We start from the raw sequence: 15,044 nt of genomic DNA on the forward strand, positions 1-15,044 counted from the left end.
ACTATTTGGCTGCGGATTCCGCCACTGACTGAAACTTTGTGTCAAGTTCTTGGGCAATATCGCGCAAAGGCTCTCCGCCCTCGTACACATAGGGGGCAAAGACAAAGCTGGGCGTTTTGTAGGACAGGGTGGCGGTGCCGTCGTCGTTCTCAGTCACGTAAAAGCGAATCGGCGCTTCGATCATTGCACTGACAGAGGTTTCCAGAACGCGCACGGCATAGTCGTTGTTGAAGGCACCGATCACCAGATTGCCGGGTATAGTGATGCCACGGGCTGCAGCCGCCTTGGTCGGACCAGCCTGCGTGACCACGATCAACCCGTTTTCCTTCACCGCAGCCTTCGTATCCGCGACCAGTTCTTCATAGCTTTTGACGGTTGGATACACTGCCCAACCCGACAATGGTTCCTCGGCCCGGACAGGCAGGGCGAGAAGACAGAGCAAACCCAAAAGCGTGCGCATGACGGTGCCTCGTTCAATGTGACTGTCTGAGTGATGCCAGAAATCCGAGTTCCGCGCACGCACATTTCCGTGCGTATTCAGGATTGCGCCGACGTCTAGAAAGCCGCAGAAACATGCAAACCATCAAACACGAGGCCACACGTGGACCCGATACGCCTATTGATTTGCAGCAGTTGTGCGGGAACGCGTGACCGAGTGGCCGAGAGGCAGGCCGTGGATGACGCGCTGGTGCGTGCAGGGCTGAATGGCCGGGTCGTCATCTCGGATCACGCCTGTTTCAGTGGCTGCGCTGAGCCGACCGCATTGGCATTGCAGGCCGCAGGACGGGCGTCTTACGTGTTTTCGGGGGTCGATATCGTTACCGATGCCGAAGACATCGTCGCGACCTGCAAAGCCTATTTGGACAGTCCCGCAGGTTGGATCGAAGACGCCCGACCCTGCGGGCGACTTCGGATGTGTTTGCGCGCGCGGATACCGGCGCTTTAATCGACCTGAACGGTCACGGCAGCGCTGACCGGTACGTTGTCGACCGTCAGTGCGCTGTGGCTGTTTGCGTTCAGCGAAACCGAAACCTCGACCTCTCCCTTCGGAAGGTCGGGGATGTGTATCCAGTTGCCGTAGAGCCGGGCCAGTTTCTCGCCATTGATGTAAACATGCGCGTGGCCTTCGCCGTCTACGTCGGCTGTTGACGCGTTTTCTGGGGCAAACCGGAAATTCTGCGGCATGACGTGCAGGTTCCACCCGGCCATCGGGTCCTGGGTCAGCGCGATTGCAACGCTGGGGGCGTCCGCCCCTGCGGGCAGGTTTACCGTGGTCGAATGGTCATGGGCCATCGCTTCGGCATGCGCGCCGCCGTGATGGGACGGATCGCCATGATCGTGGCCGTCAAACGTGGCGCCATTGGCTGCCGCCAGCACAAAACCAGCACCACCACCGAACACAAGGCCGATTGCAAAAAGGGCAAGTGAGCGTGCCATTTTTCTTTCCTTTTGGGCAAAAAGAAACGCGCCGGGCAGAACCCGGCGCGTCATTACATAAGAGGATCAGGCCGCTGCTTCGACGCGTTTGCCTTCGCTTTGCCAGAAATACCCGGCAAAGGCGCCAACCAGAACCCAGGCCACCAGACCAATGCCAAAGGCGCGAGCGGCGAACAGAGCGCCGATCTCGGTCGGGACGGGGCCGGTGAACACATCCGGTTCGGGCGCACCGATCAGATGGGGTGCCAGCAACAGGGCTGCTGCGATCACATAGCTGATCAGGTTGCCGCCAAACGCAATCAACCACAGCGCAACAAGCGCAGCACCAACAGTGGCAAACCACCAGACCTGTCGGGCATAGACGTCAGCTGCCGCTACACCAGGCACCTCTGGTGCCAGGGTAAAGCCAGGCGCCAGATGAAAGGCGATGAACCCAGCCAGACCCCAAAGCACGCCGGTGCGGCCATCAATCGTGTGGCCCTGGCCTTCGGCCACGGACATCAGAGCAACCATCAGCAGCGCGTAACCGGTATAGGTCAGCATGGTGAAAATGACGCTCAGCGCGTCACGGGTCAGTTCCGAGAACATGCCCGGCAATTCGGGATGCGCCGAAACGGATTCGGCTCCGAAGTGCACCAACTCACCGGATTCGTACAGCTCTGCGTGCAACAAAACAGGTTGCACAAAGACCAACTGCAGCAAGGCGGCTATCAGCCCCGCTGCAGCACCAGCGAACAACGCGCTGGTCAGTATACGACTGAACATGGTCTTAGTGGCAGGGGAAGCCGGTCGCGTGGCGCACGTCGTGTGCTGCGTCATGCAGCGCCGCGGCCTGTACGTGACCGGTCAGGGTGATGATACCCAGACCCAGTACCACCGCGAACATGACCGGAAGGATACCAGCGCGCGAGGCGGATGCTGTTTGCGTTTGTGTTGCCATCTTTTATTCTCCTTTGCCGCCGCACCCGACGACCGGTGTTTCAATTGTCGCCTGGCAGGTCTCCTGGCTTGCGGGTCGATGCCTCTGTTCGCCTTCCCCCTGAGAACAGGAGTGGCTGGTTGAACAGGGGCTCTCCGCTTACAGTCGCGGGGGCGGCTGTGGATTTGGCTGCCATGGCAGTCGCACCACATTCCCTCTTAGCATCCGGATGTCTCCGGCAGGACCAGACGCGTTCATTTAGCCTCTATGATGCCGCTGGTGCAATCGTCATTTGCGACCTTTTAGGTCAGATCACGCGCTTTTTCAGCAAATAGATATCCATGATCCAGCCATGATCGGCACGTGCCTTGGCACGGGTGTCCAGAATCTCCTGCGCCACATCGGTCAAAGCGCCTTTGATCAGGATTTCCTCTTTCATGCCGACATAGGCACCCCACCAGATGTCATAATCGGCCATGTCCAGGGATTGAAACGAACACTCGCCATCCAGCATTACCGCTACTTTCGAGGCATTTGCCGGCCAGCCTTCATCCCTGATCCGCCGTCCGGTGGTCACAACATAAGGCGCGCCCAGATCATTGATCGGGATGGCGTGGGCGGCCGTCAATGCCTGCAGCGCGGTGATGCCAGGGATCACCCGTGTCGTGGGCTCAGGGTCCAGCCGCGACGCGATTCGCAACGAGCTGTCATAAAGCGACGGGTCGCCCCAGATCAGCAGTGCCACTTGTCGCGCATTCGGGTGGGCCGCAATCGCCTCGTGCCAGCGCAGGGCAATGGCATCATGCCATTCGTCGACCCCGCGTAGATAACCATCATCGGCCCGACGCTTGGGAATGTCGAAATAGGCGATCTGCGGCGGAGTGTCAGTCACAGCTGCAATGATCTCTTCGCGCAACCCGGCCAGATCAGCCTTGTTCTCGCCCTTGTGCGGGATCAGGATCAGGTCTGCATCGCGGATGGCATTTGCCCCTTGCAAGGTCACGTGATCCGGGTTGCCAGTGCCAATTCCGATTAGAGACAACTCAAACATCGTCGAACTCTGCCAGCGGGCCATACAGGATCAGCGCCGGGGCTGTGCCGATCTCGGCCTCCAGCTTTTGCGACAGCGCGCCAATTGTTGCACGGTGCAGGCTCTGGTCGGGAGTCGATACGGATTCGGCCATTAGGGCAGGTGTCTCCAGCGGCAGACCATGCTCATGCAGCGCATTTACCAACAGAGGAAAGGTCCGTTTGCCCATGAACACCACGGTCGTTGCGTCCGGATCGGCCAGCGCGGGCAGGTTCAGATCTTCGGGCAGTTTGCCGCTGACATCGTGGCCAGTGACAAATTGTACCCGCCGCGCAGTCAGGCGTCGTGTCAGGGGTATTCCTGCTGCCGCCGCCGCCGCAACCGCCGAGGGGATGCCAGGGATGATTTCATATTCGATCCCGGCCGCACGCAGGGCAACCAGTTCTTCCTCCAGCCTGCCGAACAACCCGCCATCACCGGATTTCAACCGCACTACGCGAGCACCGGTTTTGGCGTAATCCACCAACAGGCGGCTCACGTGATCCTGCCTGGGTGAGGGTCGCCCGGCCCGTTTGCCCACGCCCACCAGATCTGCATCGCCATGCGCATGACTTAGGATCGGGCCGCTGCTGAGGTCATCAAACAGCACCGCATCTGCTTTTTGCATCCGGTCGACTGCTTTCAGGGTCAAAAGATCAGGATCGCCGGGGCCGGAACCTATGAAGGATACGAAACCGCTCATGCCGAGGCCTCGGCGATCAGGTGAAAGAACGTACCGGTGACGTTCCCGCGCACCGAACCTGTTTGCGGCCCTTCAGCACCTTCAGCATCAAACACCCGCGCCAGCGGTGCGTCCGGCTGTTCTACGATCGAAGAATAATGGAATTCATGCCCCCGCAGAGCCGTGTCGGCTGCAAAACCGGGCATCGGGGCCAGCAATTCTGCGCGCCGATACCCCAGATTGAACTTGCGCTTTTCATACGAGGTCACCAGCCGCAGCAGGCCTGCCATCTGATGTCGCTCGCCCTCTTTGTCGATCAAGGCCTGACCCAGCGCCATGTATCCACCGCATTCTCCATGCACGGGTTTGGATTCAGCGTGTTTGCGCAGTCCGGTCTGGAACGTGTCGGCGGCAGCCAGTGTGCCCGCATGCAGTTCCGGATAGCCACCGGGCAGCCAGACCAGATCGGCATCGGCAGCAGGTGCCTCGTTCGCCAGAGGTGAAAACGGCAGAATTTCTGCACCCGCCGCGCGCCAACCTTCCAGCAAATGCGGATAGGTAAAGGAAAACGCGGCATCGCGGGCCAGCGCAATCCGTTGCGCCGGAGGGCGCGGTAGCGCGGCTGACGATGGCCCATTGGGGCCTGAGGAAGCCGCCACCTTGATCGCCTCAAGATCCACATGTTCGCGCAGAAACGCGGCATAGCCGACAATTGCGCTTTCCAGATCAGGATGCTCGACCGCCTGTATCAGGCCCAGATGGCGTTCCGGCAGGGTCAGATCACCGCGCCGGGGCAAAACGCCCAGAACCGGCAGACCGGCGCGCTCCATACCCAGACGGGTCAGACGCTCGTGCCGGGGGCTTGCGCAACGGTTCAGGATAACACCGGCAAACGGCAGGTCGGGGTTGTACATCCGAAACCCCAGTGCAGTTGCCGCCGCTGATTGCGCCTGACCGCCCACATCCAGCACCAGCACCACAGGCCAGCCCATGCGCTGGGCGGTTTCGGCGCTGGACCCGTGCCCCAACTCGCCCGGCTTGGCGACGCCGTCAAACAGCCCCATCGATCCCTCGGCGACCACGATATCCGCACCCTCAGCCTGCGCCGAAATCGCACTCAGCAACGGGTCACCCATAGCCCAACTGTCCAAATTGAACGAGGAGCGCCCGGCAGCAGCATTATGAAAGGCAGGGTCGATATAGTCCGGGCCGCTTTTGAACGGTTGCACGGTCAGCCCATCCTCGGCCAATGCCCGCAATAGGCCCAGCATGACAGTTGTCTTACCTGTTCCCGAGGACGGGGCAGAAATCAGAAGACCCGGGGGGTTAGTCATCACCGTGGCTCCAGCTTGACCACGGGCTATCGGCACTTTGCGGACGATAGCGGCGATCGTAATCCTTTGAATACAGGCAACTTTCATCGAACCCTTCGCCTGCCAGCGCCGGGCCCACCATGATCAGTGCGGTGCGCGAGATGCTTTCATCCAGCGCCTCTTTCAAGGTGTCCAGCGTGGCGCGGATGATCCTCTCATCCGGCCAACTGGCGCGATACACCACGGCCACCGGGCAGTCCGCGCCATAGGCGGGGGTCAGATCGGCAATCACCTTGTCCAGATTGCCGATCGACAGGTGAATGGCCAAAGTCGCACCGGTGCGGGCAAAATTCTCAAGCGTCTCACCTTCGGGCATCGAGGATGCACGGCCCGGCGTCCGGGTCAGCACCACGGATTGTGCCAGTCCAGGCAGGGTCAGCTCGGTTCCCAGTGAAGCCGCCGCAGCAGCAAAGGACGGCACGCCCGGCGTCACGCTGACCGGGATGCCCATCTCTTTCAGCCGTCTGATTTGTTCACCCATCGCTGACCAGACCGACAGGTCGCCGGAATGCAGGCGCGCCACATCCTGACCAGCCTGATGTGCGGTCTCGATCTCGGCCATGATCTGATCCAGATCCATCGACGCGGTGTTTATGATCTTTGCGTCCTCGGGACAGTGACCAAGGATTTCCTCGGGCACCAGCGACCCGGCGTAAAGGCATACCGGGCAAGACGCGATGATATCACGTCCGCGCAGAGTCAGCAGGTCGGCAGCGCCCGGTCCGGCGCCAATGAAATGAACAGTCATGTTTGTCCTCCGATGGCTATGGCGCAGGTGGCCAGCCGGTCGTCTGAGATTTGTCTGGGTGAGGTCAGTCGAGCGCCGGATCCGGCAGCGGCAAGGGCGGATGCTTCGGCCACGCTGCCGGTGCCATACGTGGCGCGGCTGCGGTTCGAGCAGGTGAGCGTGCGCTGCCCTGCCAGATCGGCAGGGGCGACGAAATGCAAGGGCAGTGCGATGGCCGAGGCGAATTCGATCAACGCAGGATGTCCGTCTTTGTCCGCCACCGTGGCCAGCGCATCCACGCGCTGCCCGTCGCTGGCCCGGTCAAAGGCCGCGCGCAGGCTGTCCAACGTGGCCGTAGATGAGAATCCCAATCCCGCGACGATCATAGGGTGACGCTCCACTGCACCACCGGATAAGCGGACTTCCAGCCGCGCCGGGGGCCAAGTGCCGAGGCTTGTGCCAGTTCGATCCGCAACAGCTCGCCGCCCAGTTTGTCTTGCCATTGCGCGAGCAAAGCTTCGCTTTCCAACGTCACCGCGTTGGCGACCAGCCTTGTGCCTTTGGGTAGGGCGGCTTGCAGCCATTCCATCAGTTCGGTGCTGAGACCACCGCCGATGAAAACCACGTCCGGCAAGGTCAGACCACCCAGTGAGCCCGGAGCAGTGCCGTGCACAACATTCAATCGGTCCTGGCCCAGCGTATCAGCGTTGCGCCGAATGCGTTCGGCGCGATCTGCGCGGGGTTCGATGGTTGTGGCCGTCAGGGTCGGGTCACACATCAGCCATTCGATGCTGATCGAACCCGTGCCGCCGCCGATATCCCAAAGGTGTTCGCCCCGCTGCGGCGCCAGTGCCGACAGAGTTAACGCCCGCACGGGGCGCTTGGTGATTTGGCCATCGGTTTCAAAAATCTCGTCCGGCTTGCCCGACGCCTTTGGAAAGGCGCGGCCTTCGCCTGCAACCTCAAGCCCGACGCAGACCGGGTGGTCGAATCCGCCCAGCAGCGCTTCGGTCAGCGATACACTGCGCGCCCGTTCTCGAGGGCCGCCCAGAGCCTCCATCACATGCAGGCGGGTGTCGGGAAATCCAGTTTCGGTTAGGTAGGTCGCCAGTTCCGCCACCGCCTTGCCGTCCCGCAACAGCAGGATGGCGCGTACCCCCGGTGCCAGATCAGGACGCAACCGGGTCAGCGGGGCTGCGTGCAGGCCGAAGGTCAGCGTGGTCTCTAGCGGCCAGCCCAATCGCGCAGCGGCCAGCGAAAAGGTCGATTGGCCGGGCAGGGCAGTCCATTCGCCAGCCTCGAAATTGCGCGCGATAACTGAACCTGCACCAAACCAGAAGGGATCGCCCGAGGCGAGAACCACAGTCGGACGGCCCCGAAAGCCGGCCAGCATCGGAAGGCCATCGGAGAAAGGCACAGGCCACTCAACCCTTTGCGCACCGGCCTCGGGGATCAGCGACAGGTGCCGTGGTGGGCCCATGACGATTTCGGCGCGTTCCAGCACTTGACGGCTTGCCGGTGGCAGGCCATCCAGTCCATCTTCGCCCAAGCCCAGAACGGTCAGCCACGGAGCTTTAAGCATGACACACCTCCTGATCCTTGGCGGTACGACCGAGGCCAACGCGCTGGCTAAGGCGGTGACCGCGCAGGGCGTTCCGGCAACCTATTCCTATGCCGGACGGGTCGATAACCCCCGCCCGCAACCCTTGCCCGTGCGTGTCGGTGGTTTTGGCGGCGCGCACGGGCTGGCGCAGTACCTTTGCGATCACGCGATCACCCACGTGATCGATGCCACTCATCCCTTTGCCGCGCAAATGAGCCGGAACGCCATTGCCGCCTGCCGCGATACCGGGCTGCCGCTGGCTGCGCTGACTCGTCCGGCCTGGACGGCGCAAGACGGGGACCGCTGGCAGCACGTTCCCGATATCGGCGGCGCAGTGGCTGCCCTGTCCGGCCTGGCGCAACGTGTCTTTCTGGCGGTAGGGCGGATGCACCTTGAGGACTTCGCCGCCCAGCCCCAACACCACTACCTGCTGCGGCTGGTGGATGAACCCGGTGAATTGCCCTTGCCGAATTGCGATGTGGTTGTGTCGCGCGGGCCGTTTACCGAAACGGATGACCGGGCGCTGATGCAACGCCATGACATAGAATTGGTCGTGTCCAAGAACGCAGGCGGCAGCGGCGCACGCGCCAAGCTGGACGCCGCGCGGGCGTTGGGCCTGCCGGTGCTGATGATCGACCGTCCGATCCTGCCACAACGACACGAACTGACGAGCGTAACGCAGGTTTTGGACTGGCTGGCTCATTCCGGTGTGAACCTCGGGGTGTAGACGATCGGGGCGCTGTTGCGATCAATCACACGAGTCAGGGATGATCCCACGATAACCACCGTCTGCATGTCCGCCATATCCGGCGTTGCCTCGACCAGTGTCGAAACCCGGATCGCCTCATCCGCGCGGGATACGGCGCGGGCGAACAGGATCAGGCGTTCGGGCTCACATTCCTCGCGCAGGATTTCCAGCGTCTTAACAAAGCCCTCGGGGCGGGATTTTGAGCGCGGGTTGTAAAACGCCATCGCGAAATCACCCTGCGCCGCCAATCGCAGCCGTTTCTCGATCAGCGACCAGGGTTTCAGATTGTCGCTGAGGTTGATGGCACAGAAATCATGCCCCAAAGGTGCCCCCGCACGCGCCGATGCGGCCAGCATCGCGGTGATGCCCGGCAACACGTCGATGGGAATTTCGCGCCATTCAACAGGGCCATTTTCCAGCGCCTCAAACACGGCGGCCGCCATGGCAAACACGCCTGGATCGCCCGAGGACACAACGACCACACGTTTCCCCTCGGCCGCCATCTGCAACGCGTGCTGCGACCTGTCAATCTCGACCCGGTTGTCGCTGGCGTGCAGCGTCAGGCCGGGGCGTTCGGCCACGCGCGCGACGTAAGGGATATAGCCGACGATATCCGTGGCCTCGGCCAATGCGGCGGAAACCTCGGGCGTTACAAGGTCCTCGTTTCCGGGTCCGAGACCCGCGATCTTGACCCAACCGCTCATGGCCGCCGCCCCTGACCATGCACGATGATGATCGAGAAGTAGGGGGTGACCTTGTCACATGCCTCGGACAGTTTCGTCACGGTCTGGTTCGGCATCTGAGCGTATTCGACGATCCATGCTCGATCATACAGGCCAGCCGTTTTCAAGGCCCGTTTCACCTTTTCGATGTTGCGCCCGATCTTCATCACCACCAAAGCATCGGTCTGCGCCATGCGTTCCGCCAGAGTATCTTCGGGGAGTGTGCCGACCAGAACGGTCAGGACATCATCGCCCCACGTGATCGGGTCACCGGTTGCTGTCCACGCGCCGGACATACCGGTGATGGCGGGAACAACCTCGACGTCAGCTTCGTCACGCAAGCGGCTGTAAAGATGCATGAAAGACCCATAGAAAAATGGGTCACCTTCACACAAAACCACCACATCCTCACCTTCATCCGACAGGGTTTTTAAATGCGCGGCGCAGTCTTTGTAGAAGGCAGACAGCAGCTCGTTATAACGCGGATCGGTTAGGGGGATTTCGGTGGTGACGGGATATTCCATCGGAAATTCCACAGCATCGCCGGGGATCATGCCATTGACGATCTTGCGTGCCTGACCGCTGCGGCCGGGCTTGCGGAAAAACGCCACGTGGCGCGCATTGCGCAGTAGACGGTCGGCCCGAACGCTCATCAGGTCCGGGTCGCCGGGGCCAAGGCCGACGCCGTATATCTTGCCCGCGCTCATTCCGCGCGGCTCGCGATGGCGTTGACGGCGGCGACGGTGATGGCGCTGCCGCCCAGACGACCTTTGACGATACAGGATGGCACCGGTTGCGCCGCCCACAAAGCGTCCTTGGATTCGACCGCGCCGACAAAGCCCACCGGGCAACCGATGATGGCTGCAGGACGCGGGCAGTCGGGATCTTCCAGCATGTTCAACAGGTGGAACAGGGCAGTCGGAGCATTGCCGATGGCCACAACAGCACCTTCAAGATGCGGGCGCCACAACTCCAGCGCTGCGGCCGAGCGCGTGTTGCTCATCTCAGCGGCCAGCGGACGTACGCGTTCGTCATGCAGGGTGCAGATTACCTCATTGTCGGCGGGCAGGCGGAACCGGGTCACGCCCTCGCTGACCATACGCGCGTCACACAGGATCGGCGCGCCGTTTTCCAAAGCGGTGCGGGCAGCAGAAACGAAACCGGGCGAGAAATGCACGAACTCTTCCAGCCCGACCATCCCGGCGGCATGGATCATGCGGACGGCAACCTGCTCTTCGTCGGCGTCGAACCGGGCCAGATCGGCCTCGGACCGAATGGTGGCAAAGCTTTCCTTATAGATCGCTGCGCCATCGGTTTCATATTCATAGGGCATCAGGTCAGGTCCATGGTCATAAGTGTTTCGGGGGTCAGCCCGCGTTGGCAGGGCTCATCCCCTGCGCGGCCGTGTTTGACAAGGTCAAATCGCCCATCGCGACCGACCAAAGTGACATCCGCTGTTCCCATTCGGGCGCATCCTTTTGAGCAGCCCGAGACATGCAGGCTGCCTTCCACATGCGGTGCCAGCGCTCCGGCGACAGCACGGGTTTCTACCTGCGCCTGCGGGCAGAACGGTGCACCGGTGCAGGCGTCGGTGGTCATCAGCGGATCGGTGCCATCTGTGACAAAGGCCGGGGCCGGGATCGCCGCCCCGCCTTCCAGCAGGAACAGCCGCCAGGGGGTCACCCGCAGGGCGGAAGCGCCTGTGTCCTCGATCAAGCTGAACAGACGCCGCGCAGGCAGTTGCCCGAATGCTGCACCATAAAGTGTGCCCAGTTCACAAATGCCAGGTTGTAGCGGTGAGCCAACAGCGTTGGCTGGGCTGCCTTGCCATTCCAGAGGCAAAGCTTGTGCTGCGACCACGCGGGCCATGCGGCGATTGTCCGAGGTTTGGTTTTCGGCAAACCATTCAGCCAACGCGATAAGCTGGTCTATGGCTTCGACTTCTGAGACGGCACGCCCCGTCTCGCACCCATCAGCGCGCAGGATCAGGTCCTCCGCGCCGGTCTCCAGCCGGATATCCGCAGAATCCGCGGCCAACAAATGGGCCGGGCCAGTGTCGATGGCAAATCCGAATTTCGCAGGCAAGGCGGGCAGGTCTGCCAGTCGATGGATCAAAGATTGCGTCAGCCGCGCGGTCAGATCGCCCGTTTCGTAAAGCGGTGAAACCAGAATGTTGCGGCGTACTTCGATGCCCGGCTCGGCGTCCAAAAGATCCAGCGCGGAAAGTTCGGCAAGTAGCGCTTGATGATCGGCCTCTTTCACGCCACGTAATTGCAGGTTGGCTCGGTTGGTCAGGTCGATGGTGCCATTGCCAAACCGCTCGGCCAACTCGCACAAGCCCAAAGCCTGCGTCGCATTCAGACGTGCCAACCGGGGGCGCACCCGCACCACCAGCCCGTCGCCCGACATCATCGGACGATGGGCGCCGGGGCACCAGCCTTGAACAACAGGTTTTGAGGTGGGGGCGCTCATCCCAACCCCTCCAGATCCGCGCGGATCGAGTTCCGGCGTGTGTTCCACAACCCCGCGTCAAGCAATGCGCGGAATCGGTCCTGCATGGCTTGATGTGCTTGCGGATTGGCCTCTTGCAGGAAGGCGTCAACCTCGGCGTCACCGAGCGTGGCATCGTGGTACAAATCGAACAGGTGCGGAGCGACTGTGCCGGACAGGTGGGCAAAAGACGCCATATGGTCCAGCGTCGCCGCGATCTCTGCGGCCCCGCGGAACCCGTGCCGTTGCATCCCTGCAATCCAGCCGGGATTGGCAGCGCGGGCATGAACCACGCGGCTGATTTCTTCGGACAGGGTACGAGCGCGGGGAGTGTCGGGGTTGGTATTGTCGAGGTGGTACAATTGCGCGCTGCCGCCGGTGACGGTCTTGGCAGCGGCAAACCCGGCCTCGTGCGTGGCATAGTCGTTGGCCAGCAGCAGGTCGGTCTCGGTCAGGTCCTGCAGGTGGACAAAGCTGTCGGCATTGGCGACGCGTTCGGTGATGCCGGTGACATCCTGCGCGATATGGTCGCCCTCTAACGCAAAAGAGCTTGCCTGCAGCCATGCTTCACCCGCCTGCGCGCGGGCTTCATCGGTATAGATTTCAGACAGTTGCGTCATATTCACGCCATAGCTGCCGGGCGCGGGGCCAAAGACTCGCGCGGCAGGGGCTTGCCCGGCATAGGGGTTCCAATCCGGGGCTTCATCACGGTCAGACAAGGCACGGACGGCCTGACCGAACAGTGCCGAAAGCGTCGGGAACACGTCGCGGAACAGGCCCGATACGCGCAGGGTCACATCAAGGCGGGGGCGGCTGAGATCGGTGATCGGCAGCACTTCGATGCCTGACACTCGCTCGGACCCCCTGTCCCAGACTGGCTTGACGCCCAACAGGTGCAGCGCCATGGCGAATTCTTCGCCTGCCGTGCGCATGGTGGCCGAGCCCCATAGGTCGACGATCAGGCCCTTGGGATAATCACCTTCCTCTTGCAAATGCCGCCGCACCAGCTCTTCGGCCAGCTTCACGCCTTGGGTATAGGCGGCGCGGGTAGGAACCGAACGCGGATCGGTGGTATAGAGGTTCCGACCGGTAGGCAGCACATCCGACCGCCCACGATAGGGTGAGCCGGACGGTCCGGCCTCGATCCGTTTTCCCGCCAGCACGTCAAGCAGAGCCCTGCGTTCCGCACGGGCGGAAGGGGCGGGGTCAAAATTACCGGTGACCTCAGGCGTGCGACCAAAGATGTGCAACCCGTCACCGAACTGGCTTTCCTTGATATCGCAGACAAAGCGGTCGATGCGGGTGATTGCCTCGGCAGTGCAGGTGGCCTGATCCAGACCCAGATCGCTTTCCAACCCGATGGCCTGCGCCTCATCCCGGATATCTTCTTGCAGGCGGTCCCGGCGCTTGGGGTCCAGCCCGTCGGCGTTCGAAAACTCGTCCAGCAGGGATTCCAGCCGCACCATCCGGTCGGGCGTGCCGCTTTCCTTCATCGGGGGTGGGATATGACCCAGCGTGACCGCCCCGATCCGGCGCTTGGCCTGCGCGGCCTCGCCGGGGTCATTGACGATGAAGGGGTAGATCACCGGCAGATCGCGGATCAGCGCCTCGGGCCAGCAATTCGCCGACAGGGCGACCGATTTGCCAGGCAGCCATTCCAGCGTGCCATGCGCGCCGATATGGATCAGCGCATCCGCACCCAACCCTCTGCGCAGCCACAGATAAAAGGCCACATAGCCGTGGCGTGGGGTGCGTGAGAGGTCGTGGTAATCATCCTCGCGCAACTCGGGCGTGCCGCGTTCGGGTTGCAGCGCGATCAGCGCCTTGCCACGGCGCAAGGCGGTGAATTGGAAAGCGCCGTCTGCTAATGCTGGATCATCCTCGGGCCGTCCCCAAACGGTTTCGAGGTCCCTGCGCAATTCATCCGGCAGATCGGCCAGCGCCGCCAGATAATCCGCAAGCGGCCACGATACCCTTGCATCCATAAGGGTTTCGGTAATGGGTTGGGCGGGGGCGGTGTCGTACCCTTCGCCCTGCAGATCGGCCAACATCGCCTCGGCTGAGGCCAGCGCGTCCAACCCCACAGCATGGGCCATCTGCCAGTCCTTACCAGGGTAAGTGGACAGCACCAGCACCGGGGTTTGATCGACCTTGGGCTTGTCATGCAAAGCTAGCCACCCGGTCACCCGGTCGATGATGGCCTCGATCCGTTCATCTTCGGCCCGGTGGGCAAATCGCGAGTATTCCAGATGTGGGTCACGTTTCCCGGGTTCTTTGAATGAGGCGATGCCCGCCGAAATCCGCCCGTCCACCTCGGGCAACACCACATGCATGGCAAGGTCGGCGGGCGAGAGGCCACGTTCCGCCTCGGCCCAGGCCTTGCGGCGTGCAGTTGACAAAGCGACCTGAAACACAGGGACATTGGCCGCGTCCAGCGGAGATGTGCCAGACGCGCCCTTGCCTGAGAATGAAGTGGCGTTGATGATGGCCGACGGCTGCATTGCTACGATATTTCCGCGCAACCACTCGGCGGCGGTTGGGGCTTTCAGCGACGGCGCGAACAGGCCCACGGCTTCGAACCCGCGCGCGCGTAGGTTACGGATCAGGGCCGCGACCGGGGCGGTGTCCGCAGAGGTCAGGTAAGCGCGGTAGAAACTCACGAGAATGCGTTTTGCATCGCCCGTGAACGCCTTTTCCACTGGGATCACGCCACGGTCAGGGCACCAGGCGCCGCACTCGGGGATGGTTTTGGCCCCCATCACAGGGCCTGCATAAAGCCCCGCCGCCAGCGCCATCTGTGCCAGCGCGGCCTGCGCTGCAACTTCGCCGCCGGTATCGCACAGATGCGCCAGCCGCCGCAGGGTTGAAACGGGTAGGGTGGAAAAGTCGTCCAACCGCGTATCTTCGCGCCCATCCGCTGGCAGGACAGCCAGCGCGATGCCCTTGTCCTGCGCCAGCGCCAGAACCTGCTGCAGGCCATAGGACCAATAAGGCACGCCGCCGATCAGGCGGATCAGAATGCCTTTCGCACCTTCCAGAGTTTGTTCGACGTAGGTATCGACGGACAGAGGGTGTTTCAGCGCCGTCAGATTGGCCAACCGCATCGTGGGCATCCGCCCCTCAGCCCCGCCACCGCGATGCCAGCCTGCCGCGAAAGCTCCGAGGTCGCTGTCCGAAAAGGACAGCACCACCAGATCCGCCGGGCTTTGGCCCAGATCGGTCGGGGTCTCGGTTTCCTCGAGCCCGTGGCTTTCGCGGAAGACGACGTGCATGG

At 62.2% G+C, this 15,044-nt stretch carries 17 protein-coding genes and 1 riboswitch; of the genes, 2 read left to right on the forward strand and 15 right to left on the reverse strand.

Translation table 11 applies throughout. The features are described 5' to 3' along the window. Window position 1 precedes the first annotated feature (1 nt). Window positions 2–460, reverse strand: coding sequence for a DUF302 domain-containing protein (locus ACR0LY_RS00255; RefSeq protein WP_170349262.1), 459 nt, complete (start codon window positions 458–460; stop codon window positions 2–4). Between the two features lie 141 nt (window positions 461–601). Here ACR0LY_RS00255 and ACR0LY_RS00260 point away from each other — a divergent pair, with 141 nt between their 5' ends. Beyond that, window positions 602–946, forward strand: coding sequence for a DUF1636 family protein (locus tag ACR0LY_RS00260; RefSeq protein WP_170349261.1), 345 nt, complete (start codon window positions 602–604; stop codon window positions 944–946). Here the strand turns inward: ACR0LY_RS00260 and ACR0LY_RS00265 are convergent. The 9 genes from ACR0LY_RS00265 to cbiE form a co-directional block, all read right to left on the reverse strand. Then, the gene (locus ACR0LY_RS00265) at window positions 943–1,437 is read right to left on the reverse strand and encodes a hypothetical protein (protein WP_170349260.1); all 495 of its coding nucleotides are present in this window, start codon (window positions 1,435–1,437) and stop codon (window positions 943–945) included. The two genes, ACR0LY_RS00260 and ACR0LY_RS00265, sit on opposite strands and share 4 nt — an antisense overlap. Window positions 1,438–1,503: 66 nt before the next feature. Next, entirely contained in the window at window positions 1,504–2,202 is a 699-nt protein-coding gene (locus tag ACR0LY_RS00270; protein WP_170349259.1) for a CbtA family protein, read from the reverse strand. A gap of 4 nt (window positions 2,203–2,206) precedes the next feature. Then, the gene (locus ACR0LY_RS00275) at window positions 2,207–2,377 is read right to left on the reverse strand and encodes a CbtB domain-containing protein (RefSeq protein WP_170349258.1); all 171 of its coding nucleotides are present in this window, start codon (window positions 2,375–2,377) and stop codon (window positions 2,207–2,209) included. A gap of 36 nt (window positions 2,378–2,413) precedes the next feature. Then, window positions 2,414–2,620, reverse strand: a riboswitch (cobalamin riboswitch). A 43-nt stretch (window positions 2,621–2,663) separates the two neighbouring features. After that, window positions 2,664–3,407, reverse strand: a complete 744-nt coding sequence (gene cobF / locus ACR0LY_RS00280) for a precorrin-6A synthase (deacetylating) (protein ID WP_170349257.1) — start codon at window positions 3,405–3,407, stop codon at window positions 2,664–2,666. After that, the gene (gene cobA, locus ACR0LY_RS00285) at window positions 3,400–4,128 is read right to left on the reverse strand and encodes a uroporphyrinogen-III C-methyltransferase (protein WP_170349256.1); all 729 of its coding nucleotides are present in this window, start codon (window positions 4,126–4,128) and stop codon (window positions 3,400–3,402) included. Before cobA ends, cobF begins: the two co-directional genes overlap by 8 nt. Next, window positions 4,125–5,441: a cobyrinic acid a,c-diamide synthase CobB gene (locus ACR0LY_RS00290; RefSeq protein WP_170349255.1), complete on the reverse strand. Its 1,317-nt coding sequence runs from the start codon at window positions 5,439–5,441 to the stop codon at window positions 4,125–4,127. The genes cobA and ACR0LY_RS00290 overlap by 4 nt, the downstream gene beginning before the upstream one ends. Further along, window positions 5,434–6,228 (reverse strand): precorrin-4 C(11)-methyltransferase, encoded by a 795-nt coding sequence (gene cobM, locus ACR0LY_RS00295; RefSeq protein ID WP_170349254.1) that lies wholly within the window; start codon window positions 6,226–6,228, stop codon window positions 5,434–5,436. Before cobM ends, ACR0LY_RS00290 begins: the two co-directional genes overlap by 8 nt. Next, window positions 6,225–6,593 (reverse strand): cobalamin biosynthesis protein, encoded by a 369-nt coding sequence (locus tag ACR0LY_RS00300; RefSeq protein WP_170349253.1) that lies wholly within the window; start codon window positions 6,591–6,593, stop codon window positions 6,225–6,227. The genes cobM and ACR0LY_RS00300 overlap by 4 nt, the downstream gene beginning before the upstream one ends. Further along, the gene (gene cbiE / locus ACR0LY_RS00305; RefSeq protein WP_170349252.1) at window positions 6,590–7,789 is read right to left on the reverse strand and encodes a precorrin-6y C5,15-methyltransferase (decarboxylating) subunit CbiE; all 1,200 of its coding nucleotides are present in this window, start codon (window positions 7,787–7,789) and stop codon (window positions 6,590–6,592) included. Before cbiE ends, ACR0LY_RS00300 begins: the two co-directional genes overlap by 4 nt. On the opposite strand from cbiE, the gene ACR0LY_RS00310 reads away from it, so the two are divergent. Continuing rightward, window positions 7,788–8,537, forward strand: a complete 750-nt coding sequence (locus ACR0LY_RS00310) for a cobalt-precorrin-6A reductase (RefSeq protein WP_170349251.1) — start codon at window positions 7,788–7,790, stop codon at window positions 8,535–8,537. The genes cbiE and ACR0LY_RS00310 overlap by 2 nt on opposite strands. Here ACR0LY_RS00310 and cobJ read toward each other — a convergent pair. The 5 genes from cobJ to cobN are packed head-to-tail and all read right to left on the reverse strand — an operon-like array spanning window position 8,510 to window position 15,042. Continuing rightward, window positions 8,510–9,262 (reverse strand): precorrin-3B C(17)-methyltransferase, encoded by a 753-nt coding sequence (gene cobJ, locus ACR0LY_RS00315; RefSeq protein ID WP_170349250.1) that lies wholly within the window; start codon window positions 9,260–9,262, stop codon window positions 8,510–8,512. The genes ACR0LY_RS00310 and cobJ overlap by 28 nt on opposite strands. Then, complete coding sequence (locus tag ACR0LY_RS00320) at window positions 9,259–9,987, reverse strand: precorrin-2 C(20)-methyltransferase (RefSeq protein ID WP_170349249.1); 729 nt, start codon at window positions 9,985–9,987, stop codon at window positions 9,259–9,261. Before ACR0LY_RS00320 ends, cobJ begins: the two co-directional genes overlap by 4 nt. Continuing rightward, window positions 9,984–10,613, reverse strand: coding sequence for a precorrin-8X methylmutase (locus tag ACR0LY_RS00325; protein WP_170349248.1), 630 nt, complete (start codon window positions 10,611–10,613; stop codon window positions 9,984–9,986). The genes ACR0LY_RS00320 and ACR0LY_RS00325 overlap by 4 nt, the downstream gene beginning before the upstream one ends. Beyond that, window positions 10,613–11,752, reverse strand: a complete 1,140-nt coding sequence (locus ACR0LY_RS00330) for a cobalamin biosynthesis protein CobG (RefSeq protein ID WP_170349247.1) — start codon at window positions 11,750–11,752, stop codon at window positions 10,613–10,615. The genes ACR0LY_RS00325 and ACR0LY_RS00330 overlap by 1 nt, the downstream gene beginning before the upstream one ends. Beyond that, a complete protein-coding gene (gene cobN / locus ACR0LY_RS00335) occupies window positions 11,749–15,042 on the reverse strand; it encodes a cobaltochelatase subunit CobN (RefSeq protein ID WP_170349246.1) in 3,294 nt (1,097 codons plus the stop codon). The genes ACR0LY_RS00330 and cobN overlap by 4 nt, the downstream gene beginning before the upstream one ends. Window positions 15,043–15,044: the final 2 nt, after the last annotated feature.

It is taken from the genome of Ruegeria sp. BC5, from assembly GCF_056539205.1.

What these genes read in the sequence shown, in the direction of transcription:
- ACR0LY_RS00255 (WP_170349262.1), bottom strand. Translation starts at nt 460, where the DNA reads ATGCGCACGCTTTTGGGTTTGCTCTGTCTTCTCGCCCTGCCTGTCCGG.
- ACR0LY_RS00265 (WP_170349260.1), bottom strand. Translation starts at nt 1,437, where the DNA reads ATGGCACGCTCACTTGCCCTTTTTGCAATCGGCCTTGTGTTCGGTGGT.
- ACR0LY_RS00270 (WP_170349259.1), bottom strand. Translation starts at nt 2,202, where the DNA reads ATGTTCAGTCGTATACTGACCAGCGCGTTGTTCGCTGGTGCTGCAGCG.
- ACR0LY_RS00275 (WP_170349258.1), bottom strand. Translation starts at nt 2,377, where the DNA reads ATGGCAACACAAACGCAAACAGCATCCGCCTCGCGCGCTGGTATCCTT.
- cobF (WP_170349257.1), bottom strand. Translation starts at nt 3,407, where the DNA reads ATGTTTGAGTTGTCTCTAATCGGAATTGGCACTGGCAACCCGGATCAC.
- cobA (WP_170349256.1), bottom strand. Translation starts at nt 4,128, where the DNA reads ATGAGCGGTTTCGTATCCTTCATAGGTTCCGGCCCCGGCGATCCTGAT.
- ACR0LY_RS00290 (WP_170349255.1), bottom strand. Translation starts at nt 5,441, where the DNA reads ATGACTAACCCCCCGGGTCTTCTGATTTCTGCCCCGTCCTCGGGAACA.
- cobM (WP_170349254.1), bottom strand. Translation starts at nt 6,228, where the DNA reads ATGACTGTTCATTTCATTGGCGCCGGACCGGGCGCTGCCGACCTGCTG.
- ACR0LY_RS00300 (WP_170349253.1), bottom strand. Translation starts at nt 6,593, where the DNA reads ATGATCGTCGCGGGATTGGGATTCTCATCTACGGCCACGTTGGACAGC.
- ACR0LY_RS00310 (WP_170349251.1), top strand. Translation starts at nt 7,788, where the DNA reads ATGACACACCTCCTGATCCTTGGCGGTACGACCGAGGCCAACGCGCTG.
- cbiE (WP_170349252.1), bottom strand. Translation starts at nt 7,789, where the DNA reads ATGCTTAAAGCTCCGTGGCTGACCGTTCTGGGCTTGGGCGAAGATGGA.
- cobJ (WP_170349250.1), bottom strand. Translation starts at nt 9,262, where the DNA reads ATGAGCGGTTGGGTCAAGATCGCGGGTCTCGGACCCGGAAACGAGGAC.
- ACR0LY_RS00320 (WP_170349249.1), bottom strand. Translation starts at nt 9,987, where the DNA reads ATGAGCGCGGGCAAGATATACGGCGTCGGCCTTGGCCCCGGCGACCCG.
- ACR0LY_RS00325 (WP_170349248.1), bottom strand. Translation starts at nt 10,613, where the DNA reads ATGCCCTATGAATATGAAACCGATGGCGCAGCGATCTATAAGGAAAGC.
- ACR0LY_RS00330 (WP_170349247.1), bottom strand. Translation starts at nt 11,752, where the DNA reads ATGAGCGCCCCCACCTCAAAACCTGTTGTTCAAGGCTGGTGCCCCGGC.
- cobN (WP_170349246.1), bottom strand. Translation starts at nt 15,042, where the DNA reads ATGCACGTCGTCTTCCGCGAAAGCCACGGGCTCGAGGAAACCGAGACC.